The sequence below is a fragment of the Mesorhizobium sp. M7A.F.Ca.MR.148.00.0.0 genome, assembly GCF_003997735.1.
Lineage (GTDB): Bacteria > Pseudomonadota > Alphaproteobacteria > Rhizobiales > Rhizobiaceae > Mesorhizobium.
This window is the reverse complement of sequence record NZ_RZTB01000127.1, coordinates 1-16,257: the sequence shown is the minus strand read 5'-3', so window position 1 is coordinate 16,257 and position 16,257 is coordinate 1. Positions and strand designations below refer to the sequence as shown.

Annotated in this window: 14 protein-coding genes; all 14 read right to left on the bottom strand. The window is 63.4% G+C overall.

The genetic code is table 11. The annotated features are described in order from the left end of the window. Positions 1–127: 127 nt before the first annotated feature. The gene (locus tag EOB49_RS28795) at positions 128–424 is read right to left on the bottom strand and encodes an AzlD family protein (protein ID WP_127320663.1); all 297 of its coding nucleotides are present in this window, start codon (positions 422–424) and stop codon (positions 128–130) included. Next, entirely contained in the window at positions 421–1,149 is a 729-nt protein-coding gene (locus EOB49_RS28790) for an AzlC family ABC transporter permease (RefSeq protein ID WP_127382966.1), read from the bottom strand. Before EOB49_RS28790 ends, EOB49_RS28795 begins: the two co-directional genes overlap by 4 nt. 111 nt (positions 1,150–1,260) lie before the next feature. After that, positions 1,261–1,953, bottom strand: coding sequence for a TIGR02453 family protein (locus EOB49_RS28785; RefSeq protein WP_127382967.1), 693 nt, complete (start codon positions 1,951–1,953; stop codon positions 1,261–1,263). Further along, positions 1,953–4,157, bottom strand: a complete 2,205-nt coding sequence (ligA, locus tag EOB49_RS28780; RefSeq protein WP_127382965.1) for an NAD-dependent DNA ligase LigA — start codon at positions 4,155–4,157, stop codon at positions 1,953–1,955. The genes EOB49_RS28785 and ligA overlap by 1 nt, the downstream gene beginning before the upstream one ends. Positions 4,158–4,268: 111 nt before the next feature. Continuing rightward, positions 4,269–5,942: a DNA repair protein RecN gene (gene recN, locus EOB49_RS28775; RefSeq protein ID WP_127328880.1), complete on the bottom strand. Its 1,674-nt coding sequence runs from the start codon at positions 5,940–5,942 to the stop codon at positions 4,269–4,271. A 118-nt stretch (positions 5,943–6,060) separates the two neighbouring features. Beyond that, the gene (locus tag EOB49_RS28770) at positions 6,061–6,930 is read right to left on the bottom strand and encodes an outer membrane protein assembly factor BamD (protein WP_127269547.1); all 870 of its coding nucleotides are present in this window, start codon (positions 6,928–6,930) and stop codon (positions 6,061–6,063) included. A gap of 264 nt (positions 6,931–7,194) precedes the next feature. Next, entirely contained in the window at positions 7,195–8,145 is a 951-nt protein-coding gene (gene lpxC, locus EOB49_RS28765; protein ID WP_023813134.1) for a UDP-3-O-acyl-N-acetylglucosamine deacetylase, read from the bottom strand. A 281-nt stretch (positions 8,146–8,426) separates the two neighbouring features. Further along, on the bottom strand, positions 8,427–10,109 hold the full coding sequence (gene ftsZ / locus EOB49_RS28760) for a cell division protein FtsZ (RefSeq protein ID WP_127273569.1): 1,683 nt from the start codon (positions 10,107–10,109) through the stop codon (positions 8,427–8,429). 68 nt (positions 10,110–10,177) lie between these two features. Further along, positions 10,178–11,485, bottom strand: a complete 1,308-nt coding sequence (gene ftsA / locus EOB49_RS28755; RefSeq protein WP_127328878.1) for a cell division protein FtsA — start codon at positions 11,483–11,485, stop codon at positions 10,178–10,180. After that, positions 11,482–12,423, bottom strand: coding sequence for a cell division protein FtsQ/DivIB (locus tag EOB49_RS28750; RefSeq protein WP_127382964.1), 942 nt, complete (start codon positions 12,421–12,423; stop codon positions 11,482–11,484). The genes ftsA and EOB49_RS28750 overlap by 4 nt, the downstream gene beginning before the upstream one ends. Beyond that, a complete protein-coding gene (locus EOB49_RS28745) occupies positions 12,411–13,337 on the bottom strand; it encodes a D-alanine--D-alanine ligase (protein WP_127328876.1) in 927 nt (308 codons plus the stop codon). Before EOB49_RS28745 ends, EOB49_RS28750 begins: the two co-directional genes overlap by 13 nt. 314 nt (positions 13,338–13,651) lie before the next feature. Then, positions 13,652–14,617, bottom strand: a complete 966-nt coding sequence (gene murB / locus EOB49_RS28740) for a UDP-N-acetylmuramate dehydrogenase (protein ID WP_127322152.1) — start codon at positions 14,615–14,617, stop codon at positions 13,652–13,654. Beyond that, the gene (gene murC / locus EOB49_RS28735) at positions 14,614–16,020 is read right to left on the bottom strand and encodes a UDP-N-acetylmuramate--L-alanine ligase (RefSeq protein ID WP_023813140.1); all 1,407 of its coding nucleotides are present in this window, start codon (positions 16,018–16,020) and stop codon (positions 14,614–14,616) included. The genes murB and murC overlap by 4 nt, the downstream gene beginning before the upstream one ends. After that, positions 16,017–16,257, bottom strand: a 241-nt coding sequence (locus tag EOB49_RS28730; protein ID WP_281060572.1) for a glycosyltransferase, incomplete at its 5' end; no start/stop codon positions are given. The genes murC and EOB49_RS28730, both read right to left, overlap by 4 nt.

Below are 16,257 nucleotides of genomic sequence, written 5' to 3'. Positions count from 1 at the left end.
ACCGCCAACGTTGCAGAAAAGCGCCGAGGTTGAGACAAATCCCTTCTCCCCGTCCCTATACGGGGAGAAGATGCCGGCAGGCAGATGAGGGGCAGCGCTAACGGTTCAAGTCGATCGCGCCCAGACCCTAGCCCACAAATTGCCGCGCCAAAATCAGAACGGCCGCGCCGGCCAGAAACATCGACATCAGTCCACCGCGCAACGAAACCACAGCCGTAACCACCAGAGCCGCCCATTCCGCCGGCCCGGCATTCAACAGTTCCGGCGCCACCAGCGTCGTCAGCACCGCCGCCGGCACGGCGTTGAGACCGGCCTCGACGCGCGGATGGATTGTTTCGAAGCGGGAGATGACCAGATGGCCGCCGATGCGCGTCAGATAGGTCGCGATTGCGCCGGCGATGATGATCCAGAAGGTCGTGCTCATGGCCGTGCCTTTACGCCGCTGTGATGGGGAGGCAGAATGACCGCCAGCAGCACACCGGCAACAGCGCCGATCGAGACATGCCAGGGCGAGCCCACGGTCTTATAGGCGATGATCGAGGCGGCGGCGCTGGCGATGACCACCGGTAGCCACAGCGGCCGCTTGCGGAAGCCCAGCACGAGACCGAGGAAATAGATCGGCAGCAGGAAATCGATGCCGAGCGCATGCGTGTCGGGGATCAGCTTGCCGAACAGTGCGCCAAGCGCGCTTTCGACGATCCAGAACAGATAGACCGGCAGGCCAAGTCCCAGATACCAGGCAAAGCCGACCGTCTGGCCTGATTGCGCCCGCGCTTCGGCTACCGCGAATTGCGGATCGGTGAGGATGAAATAACCAAGTGCCTGCTGGATGACAGGCCAGTGCGCGATGCGCCGGCCGATGCCGGCGGAATAGAGCACGTGGCGGAAATTGACGGCGAAGATCGACAGCACGATCAGCCACGGCGCCACATGCTGGCCGAACAGCTGGATGCCGACCATCTGGCTGGCGCCGCCATAAACCAGCGCGCTCATCAGGAAGGCTTCCAGGACCGAGAAACCATTGTCGACGGCGAGCGCACCGAACAGCACCGCAAACGGCGCCGACGCCACCACGACAGGCATCGACAGCCGCACGCCCTGCCAGAAATCGCTTCTATCGCCGCTCTCGGAAATTGCTTGCGCCGACATGGCCTCTCCTTGATCAGGGCCTGATGTAGGAAGCGCTGCCTGCCTTGTCACACGAATTCGCTTGAGCCAAACGATCAGCGGAAATGATCGTCGGGTTACCGGAGCCGGAGACTAGTCAAGCGAACCCTTGCCCTCGATCGCCCTGCCCCAGTCGAGCAGCGGCTTGGCGCGCAAGGTGAAATCGACGAGCTCGTCGACCAGATCAGCCGTATGGATTCCCGCCGGATCGATGACATGCTGGACATAGAAATGCCGGTGGCGGATGGCGGCGACCAGATCGGGATCGCTGATTTCCTCGAAGCCGCGTGGCGTACGCTTCATACGGCCTTCGGTCTCGAGTTCAAGCCGGTTCTTCTTCAACGCCGCCACCAGGCCACGAAAATTGTCCGGCTTGGTCGCGATGGCTTTGCGCATCGCCAGCAGCAGCGCCGGTTCCGGCTGCCACCAGGCAATGTCGGCAAAACAGCGCTCAAGCCCGATATGCACGTAGAACACACCCTGCTCCATCTTGGTGCCGTCGGGCGACAGGATGGCCGACAAATGCCTGTTGTAGGGCCGCTTGTCTTTGGCGAAGCGCACGTCGCGATTGATCCGGAACAGCGACTTCTTGCGATCACCGCGCAGGCCGAGCCCGGCCTCCGCGAAACGCTCGGTCAGCGTGTCGACCAGATCACTGAGCGGATCACGCAGTTCCTTTTCGAACAGGTCGCGGTTTTCCAAGAACCATTCCCGGTTCTGGTGGAAATCCAGCGCCTTCAGGAATGGAATGGCTTTCGGGCCGAAACCCTTGAATGCGCCTTCCATCACGCCTTGCCGATCCGTACCAGCCAGGCATCCTCGTCGATCACCTCGATGCCGAGTTCGCTGGCAAGCTTGAGCTTGGAGCCGGCACCCGGCCCGGCGACCACCAGATCCGTCTTTGCCGAAACCGAGCCCGCGACCTTGGCGCCGAGGCGCTCCGCCATCGCCTTGGCTTCGGAGCGTGTCATCTTCTCCAGCGAGCCCGTGAACACGACCGTCTTGCCGGCAACCTCGCTGTCGGCCGACACGTTGACGATATAGGGCTTCGGCTTGACTTGGCGGAGCAACGCGTCAAGCACGTCGTCATTGCGCTCATTGCCGAAGAAGTCGCGCAACGCATCGATCACGGTATCGCCGATGCCGTTGACCGAGGGGAAAACCGTATGTGGATCCTCCGCTGCCGCTGTCTCCTTGCCGACCCGGATCAGTTCCTCGATGGTCGAGAAGGTGCGGGCAAGCACGGCGGCCGTCGTTTCGCCGATATGGCGGATGCCGAGCGCGAAGATGAAACGGTCGAGCTCCGGCTCGCGGCGCGAGTCGATGGCGGCGAACAGCTTGTCGAGGCCCTCATAGTTGCGATCCTCGACGCTGCGCACATTCTTGCGCGTCTTGCCCGATGCGGCCTCGCGCTGCCTTGCCTGCTCCTCGCGGCGCTCGGCCAGCGCCCTGGTGACGGCCGGACGGCGATCCCTGAGCGTGAAGATATCGGCTGCGGTCTTGATCAATCCCGCATTGAAGAACGTGTCTATGTTCTCCGCGCCGAGGCCTTCGATGTCCAGGGCGCCGCGTGACACGAAGTGGCGCAATCCCTCCACCGCCTGCGCCGGGCAGATCAGTTCGCCGGTGCAGCGCCGGCGGGAATCTTCCTTGCCGGTCTTTTCGTTGATCTCGCGCGTCGCCGGCGAGCCGCAGATCGGGCAAGTGTGAGGGAACTCGTAAGGCACCGCATCAGCAGGCCGCTTGTCGATGACGACGCTGACGATCTGCGGAATGACATCGCCTGCCCGCTGGATCACGACCGTATCGCCGATGCGCACATCGATGCCGTCGCGGATCGGCTGGCCGGTCGAGTCCAGGCCCTTGATGTAATCCTCATTGTGCAGCGTGACGTTCTCGACCACGACGCCGCCGACTGTGACCGGCGCCAGCCGCGCAACCGGCGCCAGCGTACCGGTACGGCCGACCTGGATGTCGATCTTCTGCACGGTCGTCATCGCCTGTTCGGCCGGAAATTTATGCGCGACCGCCCAGCGCGGTTCGCCGGTGACGAAACCCCAGCGGCGCTGCAACTCCAGCTGGTCGACCTTGTAGACGACGCCGTCGATATCGTAGCCGAGCGCCGAGCGCTGCTCTTCGATCCGATGATAATGCGCGATCAACTCCTCGGCCGATTTCGCCCGCACCATCAGCGGACTGATCTTGAACCCCCACTCGGCGAATTTCTGCACCGAATCATATTGGGTCGGAGCGGGATCAGCCGTCGTGTAACCCCAGGCATAGGCGAAGAATTTGAGGTTGCGGCTGGCGGTGACGGACGGATCCTTCTGGCGCAGCGATCCGGCCGCCGTATTGCGCGGATTGACGTAGTCCTGGCCGCCGGCCGCAGCCGATCGCTGCTTCAGCGCCTCGAATTCCGCATAGGTCATGTAGACCTCGCCGCGGATCTCGATGGTTTCGGGCCAGCCCGAGCCTTTCAGCTTCGCAGGGATGTCGGCGATGGTCTTCAAATTGGCGGTGATGTCTTCGCCGACGGCCCCGTTGCCACGCGTCGCGCCCTGCACGAACACACCGTTTTCGTAACGCAGCGAAGCCGACAGCCCGTCGATCTTCGGTTCGGCTGTGAAGGCGATGTCGAGCTCCTTGTCGCGATCGAAGAACCGCCGGCCGCGTTCGATGAAATCCGTGACGTCATCGTCGGTATATGCCTTGGCAAGGCTGAGCATCGGCACGGCATGGCGCACCTTGGCAAAGCCTTCCGCAGGTGCCGCTCCGACCCTGAGCGATGGCGAATCCTCGCGCACCAGCGCCGGAAAGCGCTCCTCGATGGCAAGATTGCGCCGTGCCAGCGCGTCGTACTCGGCGTCGGTGATAACAGGCGCATCTTCGGTATGGTAGCGCCGGTCGTGCTCGGCGATCTCTTCCGCCAGCCGCTTCAGCTCGGCTTCGGCCTCGCTTTCGGTCAGGGCATCAACGGGTTTTTCGGACATGCTTTCTTCCCCGAACGGTGGCGCTACACAATAGATCAGGATTTTAGGAAAATCATTCCTGAACAGCAGGATGGAGCCATATCCTGACTCGATCCCTGACATCAGCCGTTCTTATGCAGCTGTGGTGTTCTCGCGCAGCAACCGTTCGGCGGCCGCGCGCGCTTCATCGGTGATGGTGGCGCCGGCCAGCATGCGAGCGATCTCTTCCTGCCGCGCCGGCCGGTCCATCTCGGCGATGCCTGTGGCGACACGGTCGGTGGTGCCTGATTTGGAGATCAGGAAATGCGTCGCCGCGCGTGCCGCCACCTGCGGTGCGTGCGTCACCGACAGCACCTGGACGCGCTTCGACAGTCGCGCCAGCCGCTGGCCGATGGCGTCGGCGACAGCGCCGCCCACGCCGGTGTCGATTTCATCGAACACCAGCGTCGGCGCCGAACCGCGGTCGGCCAGCGCCACCTTCAGCGCCAGAAGGAAGCGCGAAAGCTCGCCGCCGGAGGCCACTTTCATCATCGGCCCGGGCCGCGTGCCTGGATTGGTGCGCACCCAGAACTCGATCTGGTCGATCCCCTCTTCCATGCGGCTCTCGGCCTCGCTCTTCATTTCCACGATAAAGGCGGCGCGTTCGAGCTTCAGGGCCGGCAGTTCGGCCATCACGGCCTTGGTCAGGCCGACCGCCGCCGCATGACGCAGCGAGGACAGCTGCGCGGCGGCAATGTCGTAGGTCTCGCGCGCGGCGGTGGCTTGCTTTTCCAGCCCGTGCAGGCGCTCCTCGCCGGCATCGAGATCGGCGAGATCGGCCGACATCGTGTCGCGCAGCTGCGCCAGATCGTCGACGGCGACGCTGTGCTTGCGCGAGGCGGCGCGCAGCGAAAACAGCCGCTCCTCCGCTTTCTCCAGCCGCTGCGGATCATATTCGGTGGCGCGCAATGCTGCCTCGACGCCCGATTGCGCCGCGTCGAGCGACAGCATCGCCTCGTCGAGCGATTTGACGACATCGTCGAGCAGTCCGGGCGCCTCCGTCACCTTGCGCTGCAGCCGCCGCAACAGGCTGGCCAGTTGCGGCAGGGGCGAAGATGGGCCCGACAGCACATCCTGCGCGTCATGGATTTCGGAAGCGATCTTTTCGGCCCGCATCATAGACGCGCGCAATTCGGCAAGGTCGGTCTCCTCGCCCGGCTGCGGATCGAGCTTGGTCAATTCCGCCACCGCCGCGCGCAGATAGTCGGCCTCGCGCGCGGCCGCCGCCACCTTGGCGCGGTGGCGCGACAGCTCCTGCTCGCAGGCCCGCCAGTGCCGCCATGCCTCGCCGGTCGAGCGGACGGCGCCGAGATGGCCACCGAAAGCGTCGAGCACCTCGCGGTGCGCGCCGGGATCGACCAGCGCACGCTCGTCATGCTGGCCGTGGATCTCGACCAGCGCGCGCCCGACATCGCGCATCAGGGTGACGCTTGAAGGTTGATCGTTGACGAAAACACGGGTGCGGCCGTCCGCCGTCTGCAGGCGGCGCAGGATGATGTCGCCATCATCCTCGATCGCATTGTCGGCAAGCAGCGTACGCGCCGGATGATTGCGCGGCACGTCGAAGACGGCGATGACCTGGCCCTGTGCCGCGCCATGGCGCACCAGCGACGCGTCGCCGCGCGCTCCGAGCGCCAGCGACAGGGCATCGAGCAGGATGGATTTGCCGGCACCGGTTTCGCCGGTCAGCACCGAAAGGCCCGGCTGGAAGTCGATATCCAGCTTCTCGATCAGGACGATATCGCGGATCGACAGTCTGGAAAGCATCAGAACCCGAATCTAGAACGGCACGCGACCATTTGCAGTCGCAGCGCCGCACTATCTTTTTGTTTGAGCACCGGATCAATCCGAAAAGCGCTGTGGCGCTTCAGTCGATGCTCATACGTCAGGCGCCGGTGATCATCTTCCCGGCTTTGGATATCCACGACCCGGCATTCTCGCGCGGTGCAAGCCCATTGCTCTGCAAGAGCTTGTAGGAATCCTTGTACCATGGGCTGTCGGGGTAGTTGGTGCCGAGCACGGCGGCGGCGGTTTGTGCCTCCGAGGTCAGACCCATCGCGTAATAGCTTTCGGTCAAGCGGGCGAGCGCCTCCTCGACATGGCGGGTGTTGGAATAGTTCTCGACCACGGTGCGGAAGCGCTTCACGGCAGCGATGTATTCACGCCGCTCAAGATAGTAGCGGCCGATCTGCATTTCCTTGCCGGCCAACTGGTCGTTGGCGAAGCGGATCTTTTCCTTGGCGTCTTCGACATATTCCGATGTTGGCCAGCGCGTGACCAGATCCTGCATCGTCTGGACGGTCTGGCGCGCTTCCTTCTGGTCCTGCGTCACGTCCTTGATCTGACGGTAGTAGCTCAAGCCGATGATGTACTGCGCATAGGCGGCGTCATCGGTCGACGGGTAAAGCGTGAGATAGCGCTTGGCCGAGCCGATCGCCTCATCGTAATTGCCCTGGCGATAGTCGGCGAAAGCGCCCATCACCATCGATTTGCGGGCCCATTCCGAATAGGGATGCTGACGGTCGACGGCGTCGAACTTGCGGCTCGCCTCCTGCAGGCGCCCGGCATTGAGATTGGCAAGGCCCTGATTGTAGAGAACATCGGCCGGCTCGGTCTGCTCGACATAGGTCGACAGGTCGATATCTTTCTCCGACGACATGCAGGCCGACAGAAAGAGCGATGGAACAACTACTGAAAGCGCCAGGAAAACAGCCCTCTGCGGTGCTTTCAATTGACCAACTCGCTTGAAGAACATGATTGGATCTCGCCCTTTCGGCGCTATTTCAATGCCAGTTGCATGCCATTGTTTCAAAACTGGTCCCCACTTTTGAACGACATGCATTAATCGACGGCAGCAGCCATAAACCATAACCGCCTTGCCCGGCAACGATATCTCCGGCCAATCGCGCATTTTTGTGGCGGCCGGACGCCACTTGGACATCAATGCAATTTCACTGGCGGGTGGTGCATTCCTGCAACATTCGCTATCACCCATGGAACCCGAAAAAACCCTGGGAAATCAGATCATCCAGGGTGCGTAGAGTGGCGCATTGACGGCGTTCATCTCGGCGCTGCGGCCACGCTCACGGCGCGTCGTCTCGACGATCTCGAACGCCGTGCGGTCCGACAGCAGGCGGCGCAGGGCCGCGGCATTCATCCTGTGGCCGCCGCGATAGGAGCGGAAGCAGCCGATGAAGCGGGCGCCGGCCAGCGCCAGGTCGCCCATGGCGTCCAGCGTCTTATGTCGCACGAATTCGTTGGGGTAGCGCAGGCCGCCCATATTGATGACGCGGTTGTCGTCGCCGATGACCAGCGAGTTCTCCAGCGAGGAACCGAGCGCGTAGCCTGCGGCCCACAGCCGCTCGACATCCTTCATGAAGCCAAAGGTGCGGGCGCGCGCGATGTCACGACGGAAAATATCGGCATTGAGGTCGGAGGCAAACAGCTGACGGCCGATCGCCGGGCTTTCGAAGTCGATCTCGATCTCGAAACGGGTCCCGTCATAGGGCCGAAACTCCGCCCACGAGGCGCCGTTCTCGATGCGGACCGGCTTGATGACCCTGATATAGCGCCGCTTGACCGAGAGCGTCTCGATACCCGCCTGATCGATGGCTTCGACGAACGCCATGGCGCTGCCATCGAAGATAGGAACCTCGGAACCATCGATCTCGACAGCGACATTATCGATGCCGAGCCCAAACAGCGCCGCCATGATGTGCTCCACCGTGGCGATATGCTCGCCGGCGGGATCACCAAGCATCGTGCACAGGTCGGTAGCGCCGACTTCCGAAACCAGGGCACGAAACTCGCGGCCCTGCTCCGCACCGTTGAAAAGCTGGAAAACGATGCCGGTGTCGGCATCCGCGGGCACGAAGCTGATGGACACTTCCTTGCCGCTGTGGACGCCGGTGCCGGTAAGCGACGCGCGCGTCTTCAATGTCGTCTGATAGTCGTGCAAGACAATCCCCATAAGCCCGTAATGCCTAGGTCCGCTTCTCCAGCCCGAGGGCGCGGCTCTTGTGTGAATCGGCTGGCAGGGTGACTTCCCCCGAAATCCCGGCAAACCGATGATGGTAGGCAGCGAAGATAATGTCCCGTCAGGGAGACTCCAAATCACGGTTTCTTACTCTGTGTAACCGCAAAATGGAACGAGTGCGACTTGGTAAGTCGTTGAAATCACATCATTTAAAACATTAACAGGCAAGCGATTCCTCGCTTGCCTGTTAACAAATGTTACAGTCCGTTTACCAATCAGTTGGCCTGGCGGCGCAGGAACGCCGGAATCTCCAGTTGATCGTCTTCCTGAGTCGTCCTCACCTGCGGCGTCAGGCGGCCTTGATCATCGAGCTGGCCGCGGCGCGGCGCATAGAGCTGCGCATCCTGGCTGGCGAGACGGCGCACTTCGGGCGCGGCCTGGCGCAGCTTGGGCTCGCGCGGCTGCGCCGGCTGCAGCCGTGCGGGTTCTTCCTCGCGGCGGGTCAGACCATTGGTCAGGCGCTTCAGCAGGCCCATCGGTCCGCTGTTGTTCTCGTGGTCGACCGGGCGGCTCTTGGCATCCACCTCGGCCTTGACGACCGGCGGAAAGTCTTCGACGCGCGGCATGCGCTGCGGCGCCATGGCAACCGGCTGCGGCGCCTCGCGCTGCAGCATCTCGCGCGGCTGCGGGGCCGGCTGCATCTGCTGGACCACCGGCTGCGGCATCGGCTGGGCGGGCGGCGCCTGGAAGATCTTGCTCTGCGGGCGGAAATCTTCAGCGTGGGCGACCGGGGCCGGGCGCGCCTGCGCCATGGCCGCGGCATTGGCTTCGGCCAGATGGATGGCTTCCGCGACCGGGTCGATAGCGCGTGGCTCGTATGCCGCCTGCTGGACAGGCGCCGGACGAACCTCCGCGATCTGAGCCGCCGGGCGACTGGCCGGCTTCGGAGGCGCCGTGCGGATCGAGATCGGTGCGGCGGCGATTTCAGCCGCCGACTTGTCGATGCCGGTGGCAACCACCGAGACGCGGATGACGCCTTCGAGTTCCTCGTCGAAAGTGGCGCCCAGGATGATGTTGGCGTCCTGGTCGACTTCCTCGCGGATACGGGTCGCGGCTTCGTCGACTTCGAACAGCGTCAGGTCGCGGCCGCCGGTGATCGAGATCAGCAGGCCCTTGGCGCCCTTCATCGAGGTCTCGTCGAGCAGCGGGTTGGCGATCGCCGCTTCGGCGGCGGCCATCGCGCGGCCCTCGCCGGAAGCCTCGCCGGTGCCCATCATCGCCTTGCCCATCTCGCGCATGACGGAACGGACGTCGGCGAAGTCGAGATTGATCAGGCCTTCCTTGACCATCAGGTCGGTGATGCAGGCGACACCGGAATAGAGCACCTGGTCGGCCATGGCGAAGGCATCGGCGAAGGTGGTCTTGTCATTGGCCAGCCGGAACAGGTTCTGGTTGGGGATGACGATCAGCGTATCGACGCATTTCTGCAATTCCTCGATGCCGAAGTCGGCCGTCTTCATGCGGCGCTGGCCTTCGAAGTGGAACGGCTTGGTGACGACGCCGACGGTGAGGATGCCCTTTTCGCGCGCTGCGCGGGCAACGACGGGAGCAGCACCCGTACCGGTGCCGCCGCCCATGCCGGCGGTGACGAAGCACATATGGGTGTTGGTCAGGTGATCGAGGATTTCATCGATGCACTCTTCCGCCGCCGCACGGCCGACCTCCGGCTGCGAGCCGGCGCCAAGGCCTTCGGTGACGTGCGCGCCGAGCTGGATCAGGCGGCCGGCCTTCGACATGGTCAGCGCCTGCGCGTCGGTGTTGGCCACCACGAACTCGACACCGCGCAAACCGGCGGTGATCATGTTGTTGACGGCATTGCCGCCGCCGCCGCCGACACCGAATACGGTGATGCGCGGCTTAAGCTCGGTGATGTCCGGCTTCTGCAGATTGATGGTCATTGTCTCCGTCCTTTGCCTTTCACGCCGCTTCGCCGCCGCGGCCGCCTATGGGGCTGTCCCCGTCAATTTTAGAAACTGTCTCTCAACCACTGACTCATGCGATGCAGTTTTCCGCCCGTTCCGGTCATTTTGAGACCGGAAATTCCTTTCGCCGGATGGCTCTCGAAGCTCGCCATCTGCGGATAGATCAGAAGCCCCACCGCAGCCGAGAAGGCCGGCCCCTTCGCCGCTTCCGGCAGGCCGGCCACGCCGAGCGGACGGCCGATGCGCACATTGCGTCCCAGGATGCGGCGCGCCGCCTCCGGCAGGCCGGCAAGCTGGCTGGCGCCGCCGGTGAGAACCACACGCTTGCCCACTGCATTGCCATAGCCGGACTTGTTCAGCCGGTCGCGCAGCAGTTCGAGCGTCTCGTCGATGCGGGCACGCACGATGCGCGTCATCACCGAGCGCGGGATCTGCAAGGGCACGTCGCCATCGTCGCCGATCGGCTGGATCGAGACCAGGTCGCGGTCGTCCGCGCTGCCCGGCAGCGCCGAACCATGCATCACCTTCAGCCGTTCGGCGGCATCGAGCGAGGTCGACAGCCCCTTGGCCATGTCCAGCGTGACATGGTTGCCGCCAATGGCGATGGCGTCGCCATGGACGAACCTGCCTTCCGAAAACACCGAGATCGTCGTCGTGCCGCCGCCCATGTCGATGCAGGCTGCGCCCATTTCCAGTTCGTCGTCGACCAGGGCCGCCAGACCGCTGGCATAGGGAGTGGCCACCATGCGCTCGACCGACAGATGCGAACGGTTGATGGAAAGCTCCAGATTGCGCATCGGCGCGGCGTCGCCGGTCAGCACATGCATGTCGACGCCGAGTGCGTCGCCGACCATGCCGCGCGGATCGCGCACGCCGCGTTCGGCATCCAGCGAGAAACCGACGGGAAGCGAATGGATCACCTCGCGCTCGGCCTTCAGCGCCTGCTTGGCGCCGGCGCCGAGAACGCGCTTGATGTCGGCCTCGTCGGCCTCGTGGCCGCCTAGATTGATGGTGGCGGAGAAGGCTTCGCTCTTCAGCCGGCCGGCCGTCATGTTGACGATCAGCGAATCGACCGTCAGCCCGGCCATGCGCTCGGCCGCGTCGACGGAAAGGCGGATGGCATGTTCCGCCCTATCGAGGTCAACCACGACACCCGACTTCACGCCTTGCGACTTCTGATGGCCGATGCCGATCACCTGGATCCGGTGCGAGCGGCCGCGCAGCAGCTTGCCGTCATCGCATGGCTTCAGCTTGGCCACCATGCAGCAGACCTTGCTCGAACCGACATCCAGCACCGTCAGGGTGCCGGACCGGCGCGACGCGGCATCGCCAGGACCGCCAAGCCAGCTCATATCTTCGTCTCCGGCTTGCGCTTCAGGCTCTTGGGTTTCTCGTTGAAGGCGGCTTCGCGCTGCGTCGCCGCTTCCGCCGTCAACTGCACGACCAGCCGGTCCGTCAGGCGCATGTCGACGGCGGCGATGTCGCGCGACAGCAAGCCGTTATCATGATCCATCTTGACGAGTTCGGCGAGCGCCTGTTCCTCGTCATCCTCGGGAAGCTTGATGGTGATGCCATTGTCCAGCTTCAGGTCCCAGCGCCGCTCGCCGACGCGGATATAACCTTTGATCCGGCTCGCGAGTTCGGGATATTTTTCGACCTTGGCCAGGAAATCGGGCGCGCTCGCCGGCGCGCCGGTGCCGATCAGCAGCGGCAGGAGCACCTGCTTGCCGCCCGAGAACGGCGCGATCATGGCGCCATTCCTCTCGATGACCGAAAGCGCGTCACCCTGCTGCCAGAGCGCGAAAGCCTCACGCTCCTCGACGCGCACTTCCAGAGTATGCGGGTAGACCTTGCGGACGGCCGCAACCTCGATCCACGGCAATGTCGCTATTCGTTCCCGCGCGGCCTCGGCATTAAAGCCGATCAGCGACGTCCAACCGTCGAGCTCAAGCCTGTCGAGTATGTCGATTTCCGAGGTCTGGCGATTGCCGACCACCTTGACCTGATCGACGGCAAATCCGGTACGGGCGGTGATGCTCTGCACGATACCCTCGACATGACCGCCGAGATAGGCGCCATAGGCACTGCTCGAGAAAATCAGCACGGCCGACATCATGGCCGCGGAAAAGCGCGGCGCCTGGAATTCCCCGACGCCCAGGCGCGCCAGAATGCGCACCGGGCGGCGCAGCATCCGCGGCAGCACGAAATGGCCCGACGACGATGGCAGGCCGAACAGCGCCGGCCCCGCCGCGCCCCTCTCCCAACCCTGTCTCCATTTCAACGCAGGCACGAAGCGTCCTCCACCATCCAACTCAACAAATCGCCAAACGAGTGCCCGGCCTGGGCGGCGATTTCAGGCACCAAGGACGTCGGCGTCATACCCGGCTGGGTGTTGACCTCGAGCCAGACAATCTCGCCGTTTTCGGAATGACGATCGTCATAACGGAAGTCCGAACGGGAAACGCCGCGACAGCCGATCGCTTGGTGAGCCTTGAGCGCCAGTGTTTGTATTTTTTGGTAAATATTCGGTGAAACTTTTGCGGGGCATTCGTGCTTTGATCCCCCGGCGACATATTTTGAATCATAGTCGTAGAAGGAATGGCCGGTCGGGATGATCTCGCAGACCCCCAGCGCCACATCGCCCATCACCGCGCAGGTCAGTTCCCTGCCGTGGATGTAGCGCTCAACCATGACGGTATCGCCATATTTCCACTCGGACGAGCCGATCACCTGCGGCGGATGCGACTGGCCCTCATGCACGATGACGACACCGAAGCTCGAACCCTCATTGACCGGCTTGACCACATAGGGCGGCTTCATCGGATGCTTGCTCTGGATGGCGAAGCGGCTAGCGACCTTCGATTCGGCGACCACGATGCCGACCGACTTGGCAACCCGCTTGGCCTGCTCCTTGTTCATGGCCAGAGCCGAGGCGAGCACGCCGGAATGGGTGTAGGGAATGCCGAGATATTCAAGGATGCCCTGAATGGTGCCGTCCTCGCCAAAAGGGCCGTGCAGCGCATTGAAGGCGACATCGGGCTTGAGCTCGGCAAGCACGGAGCCGACATCGCGCCCGACGTCGACACGGGTGACCTGGTAGCCTTCCTTCTCGAGTTCATCGGCACAAGCCTTTCCCGACGATAGAGACACGGGCCGCTCGGACGAAAAACCACCCAGCAGGACGGCCACATGCTTGTTTTTCATTCCCCGGCATCCCCTCTCTCACGGCGGACCAAAACCAGATTTTCCGCAACATTGAGTCAGAGTCTCCCGGCAGGTTGCCCCCCCAGACGGAAAACGCTGAAAACGCGTCGAACGACTCAAATCAGGAAACGCTTTCGAGCAGAGAATCAGAGAGTTGATTCACTGGCAAGTGCTTACGATTCCGAGAGATTCACTTTCTGAGAAAATGGATGCGAAAAGCGTGTCGTTGAGTCTTTGCGGCAACGGTCGCGGACCGTGTCGGCCGTGTTAAAGTTCATGCATCACATGAACTTCAACACGCGCCACGCTGCGCTTTAAAGAAGCTGTCCCAAAAACTCCTGAACCGCATGTCCCGGCCGGAAATTGCCGATGCGCTTGATTTCCCATTGCAGCCGGATACCGGAATTCTCCAGCACCCGCGTGCGCACCGTCTCGCCGAGATATTCTAGGTCGTAGCCGGTCGCGGTTCCCGTGTTGATCATGAAGTTGCAATGCATCGGCGACATCTGGGCGCCGCCGATCATCAGGCCGCGGCAGCCCGCTCTGTCGATCTCCTTCCAGGCCGACGTGCCTTCCGGATTCTTGAAGGTCGAGCCGCCGGTCTTCTCGCGGATCGGCTGCACGGTCTCGCGATGGTTCTGCACGGCCTCCATCGCCGCCTTGATCGCCGCTCTGTCCTCGGCAAAGCCCTCGAACACGGCCGAGGTGAAGATCAGCCCGGCAGGCGCCGCCGAATGGCGATAGGCGTAACCCATATCGGCATTGCTCAGCGTCTGCACATTGCCCTTGCGGTCGAGCGCTCGCACTTCGACGACCCGCTCGCGCGTCTCGACGCCGTTGGCGCCTGCGTTCATCCGCAGCGCACCGCCGATTGCACCCGGAATGCCGTGGTAGAAATGAAAGCCGCCAATGCCGGCCTCGAGCGCCACCGCTGCGACGCGCTTGTCGGGGGTCGCGGCTCCCGCCTTGATCCTGATCGGCGAAATCACCTCGGCCTCGCCGAAGCCCTTGGCTGAAAGGCGGATGACAAAGCCCTCGATGCCGCCATCGCGGACCAGAAGGTTCGAGCCGACGCCGACGACGGTCAGTGGTATCTCTTCGGGAACGGCTTTCAGGAACACCGCAAGATCTTCCTCGTCGGCCGGCTGGAACAGCACCTCAGCCAGACCCCCTGCACGGAACCAGGTGATCTTGTCCATCTCGGCGTTCGGCGTCAGGCGGCCGCGCAGGCCGGCAAGCCGGTCGCCCAGTCTGTCGATCAGGGCCTGGCCGTGCATCATGAGACGGTCCCGCCAAGCTCCTTGGGCAATGCATAGGCCCATTGGGTGATGTTGCCGGCGCCCAGGAAGACGACGAAGTCACCCGGCTTTGCCAGATCACGGATGACGGGCGCGATCGCCGCCGGACCCTCGATGTAGCGTGCGTCGCGATGGCCGCCGGCGCGGATGCGCGACACCAGCGCGTCCGAGCTGACGCCGTCGATCGGCTCTTCGCCGGCCGCGTAGACCGGCGCCACCATCACTGTGTCGGCGTCGTTGAAGCAGGTGGAAAACTCGTTGAACAGATCATGCAGCCGGGTGAAGCGATGCGGCTGGGCAATGGCGATGACGCGACCTTGGGTGGCGCTGCGCGCCGCCTTCAGCACCGCCGAGATCTCGACCGGATGGTGGCCGTAATCGTCGAATATTTCGACGCCGTCCCACGAACCGGTATGGGTGAAGCGGCGCTTGACGCCGGCGAAGGACGACAGGCCCTTCTTGATCGCCTCGGCCGACAGGCCGAGCTCATGCGCGACCGCGATCGCTGCCGTCGCGTTGGAGACGTTGTGGCGGCCGGGCATCGGCAGGCGCAGGCCTGCTATGACAGTCTGGCCGCCTGTCTTGCGGTCGCGGATCACCACGTCGAATTCCGAAATGGCACCTGCCATGCGGTGATTGGTAAAGCGCACGTCGGCCTGCGCATTCTCGCCATAGGTGATGACCCGGCGGTCCTCGATGCGGCTGACCAGTGCCTGCACCTCGGGGTGGTCGGTGCACATCACGCCAAAACCGTAGAACGGCACGTTCTCGACGAACTGGCGGAACGCCTCGCGCACCTTGTCGAAGCTGCCATAGTGATCGAGATGCTCGGGATCGATGTTGGTGACGACCGCGATCTCGGCCGGCAGTTTCAGGAAAGTGCCGTCGCTTTCGTCGGCTTCGACCACCATCCATTCGCCGTCGCCCATGCGAGCATTGGTGCCATAGGCATTGATGATGCCGCCATTGATGACGGTCGGATCGAGCCCGCCGGCATCGAGCAAGGTCGCCACCATCGAGGTCGTCGTCGTCTTGCCATGCGTGCCGCCGATCGCCACCGCCTGGCGAAAGCGCATCAGCTCGGCCAGCATTTCGGCCCGGCGCACGATCGGCAGCAGCTTTTCGCGCGCGGCCTTCAGCTCCGGGTTGGATTTCTTGATCGCCGTCGAGACGACGACCACCTCGGCATCGCCGAGATTCTCGGCCCTATGGCCAACGAAGCATTCGATGCCCTTGTCGCGCAGCCGCTGCACATTGGCGCTTTCGGCCTGATCGGACCCTTGCACCTTGTAGCCGAGATTGTGCAGCACTTCGGCAATGCCGCTCATGCCGATGCCGCCAATGCCGATGAAATGCACAAGGCCGATGGTCTGCGGCATCTTCATGCTTGCGTCCCCTTCCTGAAATCCGAAACGGTTTTTTTGGACGCAATAGCCTCTGTAAGATCAGCGAGCAACCGTGCCGCGTCCGGCCTGCCGGCCGATTTCGCACCCGCCGCCATCGCCGTCAGCCGATCGGGGTCGTCCATCAGCTCGCCAATGAGCGCTGCGATGCGTTCGGGCGAGAGCGAGGATTGCGGGTGCACTTCGCCGCCGCCGGCAGCGGCAAGGGCCGCCGCGTTC

Excerpts from the sequence above, each read along its gene's own strand:
- lpxC (WP_023813134.1), bottom strand. The coding sequence starts at position 8,145 with ATGGGGATTGTCTTGCACGACTATCAGACGACATTGAAGACGCGCGCG.
- ftsA (WP_127328878.1), bottom strand. The coding sequence starts at position 11,485 with ATGAGCTGGCTTGGCGGTCCTGGCGATGCCGCGTCGCGCCGGTCCGGC.
- EOB49_RS28785 (WP_127382967.1), bottom strand. The coding sequence starts at position 1,953 with ATGGAAGGCGCATTCAAGGGTTTCGGCCCGAAAGCCATTCCATTCCTG.
- murB (WP_127322152.1), bottom strand. The coding sequence starts at position 14,617 with ATGATGCACGGCCAGGCCCTGATCGACAGACTGGGCGACCGGCTTGCC.
- murC (WP_023813140.1), bottom strand. The coding sequence starts at position 16,020 with ATGAAGATGCCGCAGACCATCGGCCTTGTGCATTTCATCGGCATTGGC.
- EOB49_RS28770 (WP_127269547.1), bottom strand. The coding sequence starts at position 6,930 with ATGTTCTTCAAGCGAGTTGGTCAATTGAAAGCACCGCAGAGGGCTGTT.
- EOB49_RS28790 (WP_127382966.1), bottom strand. The coding sequence starts at position 1,149 with ATGTCGGCGCAAGCAATTTCCGAGAGCGGCGATAGAAGCGATTTCTGG.
- EOB49_RS28745 (WP_127328876.1), bottom strand. The coding sequence starts at position 13,337 with ATGAAAAACAAGCATGTGGCCGTCCTGCTGGGTGGTTTTTCGTCCGAG.
- ligA (WP_127382965.1), bottom strand. The coding sequence starts at position 4,157 with ATGTCCGAAAAACCCGTTGATGCCCTGACCGAAAGCGAGGCCGAAGCC.
- EOB49_RS28795 (WP_127320663.1), bottom strand. The coding sequence starts at position 424 with ATGAGCACGACCTTCTGGATCATCATCGCCGGCGCAATCGCGACCTAT.
- ftsZ (WP_127273569.1), bottom strand. The coding sequence starts at position 10,109 with ATGACCATCAATCTGCAGAAGCCGGACATCACCGAGCTTAAGCCGCGC.
- recN (WP_127328880.1), bottom strand. The coding sequence starts at position 5,942 with ATGCTTTCCAGACTGTCGATCCGCGATATCGTCCTGATCGAGAAGCTG.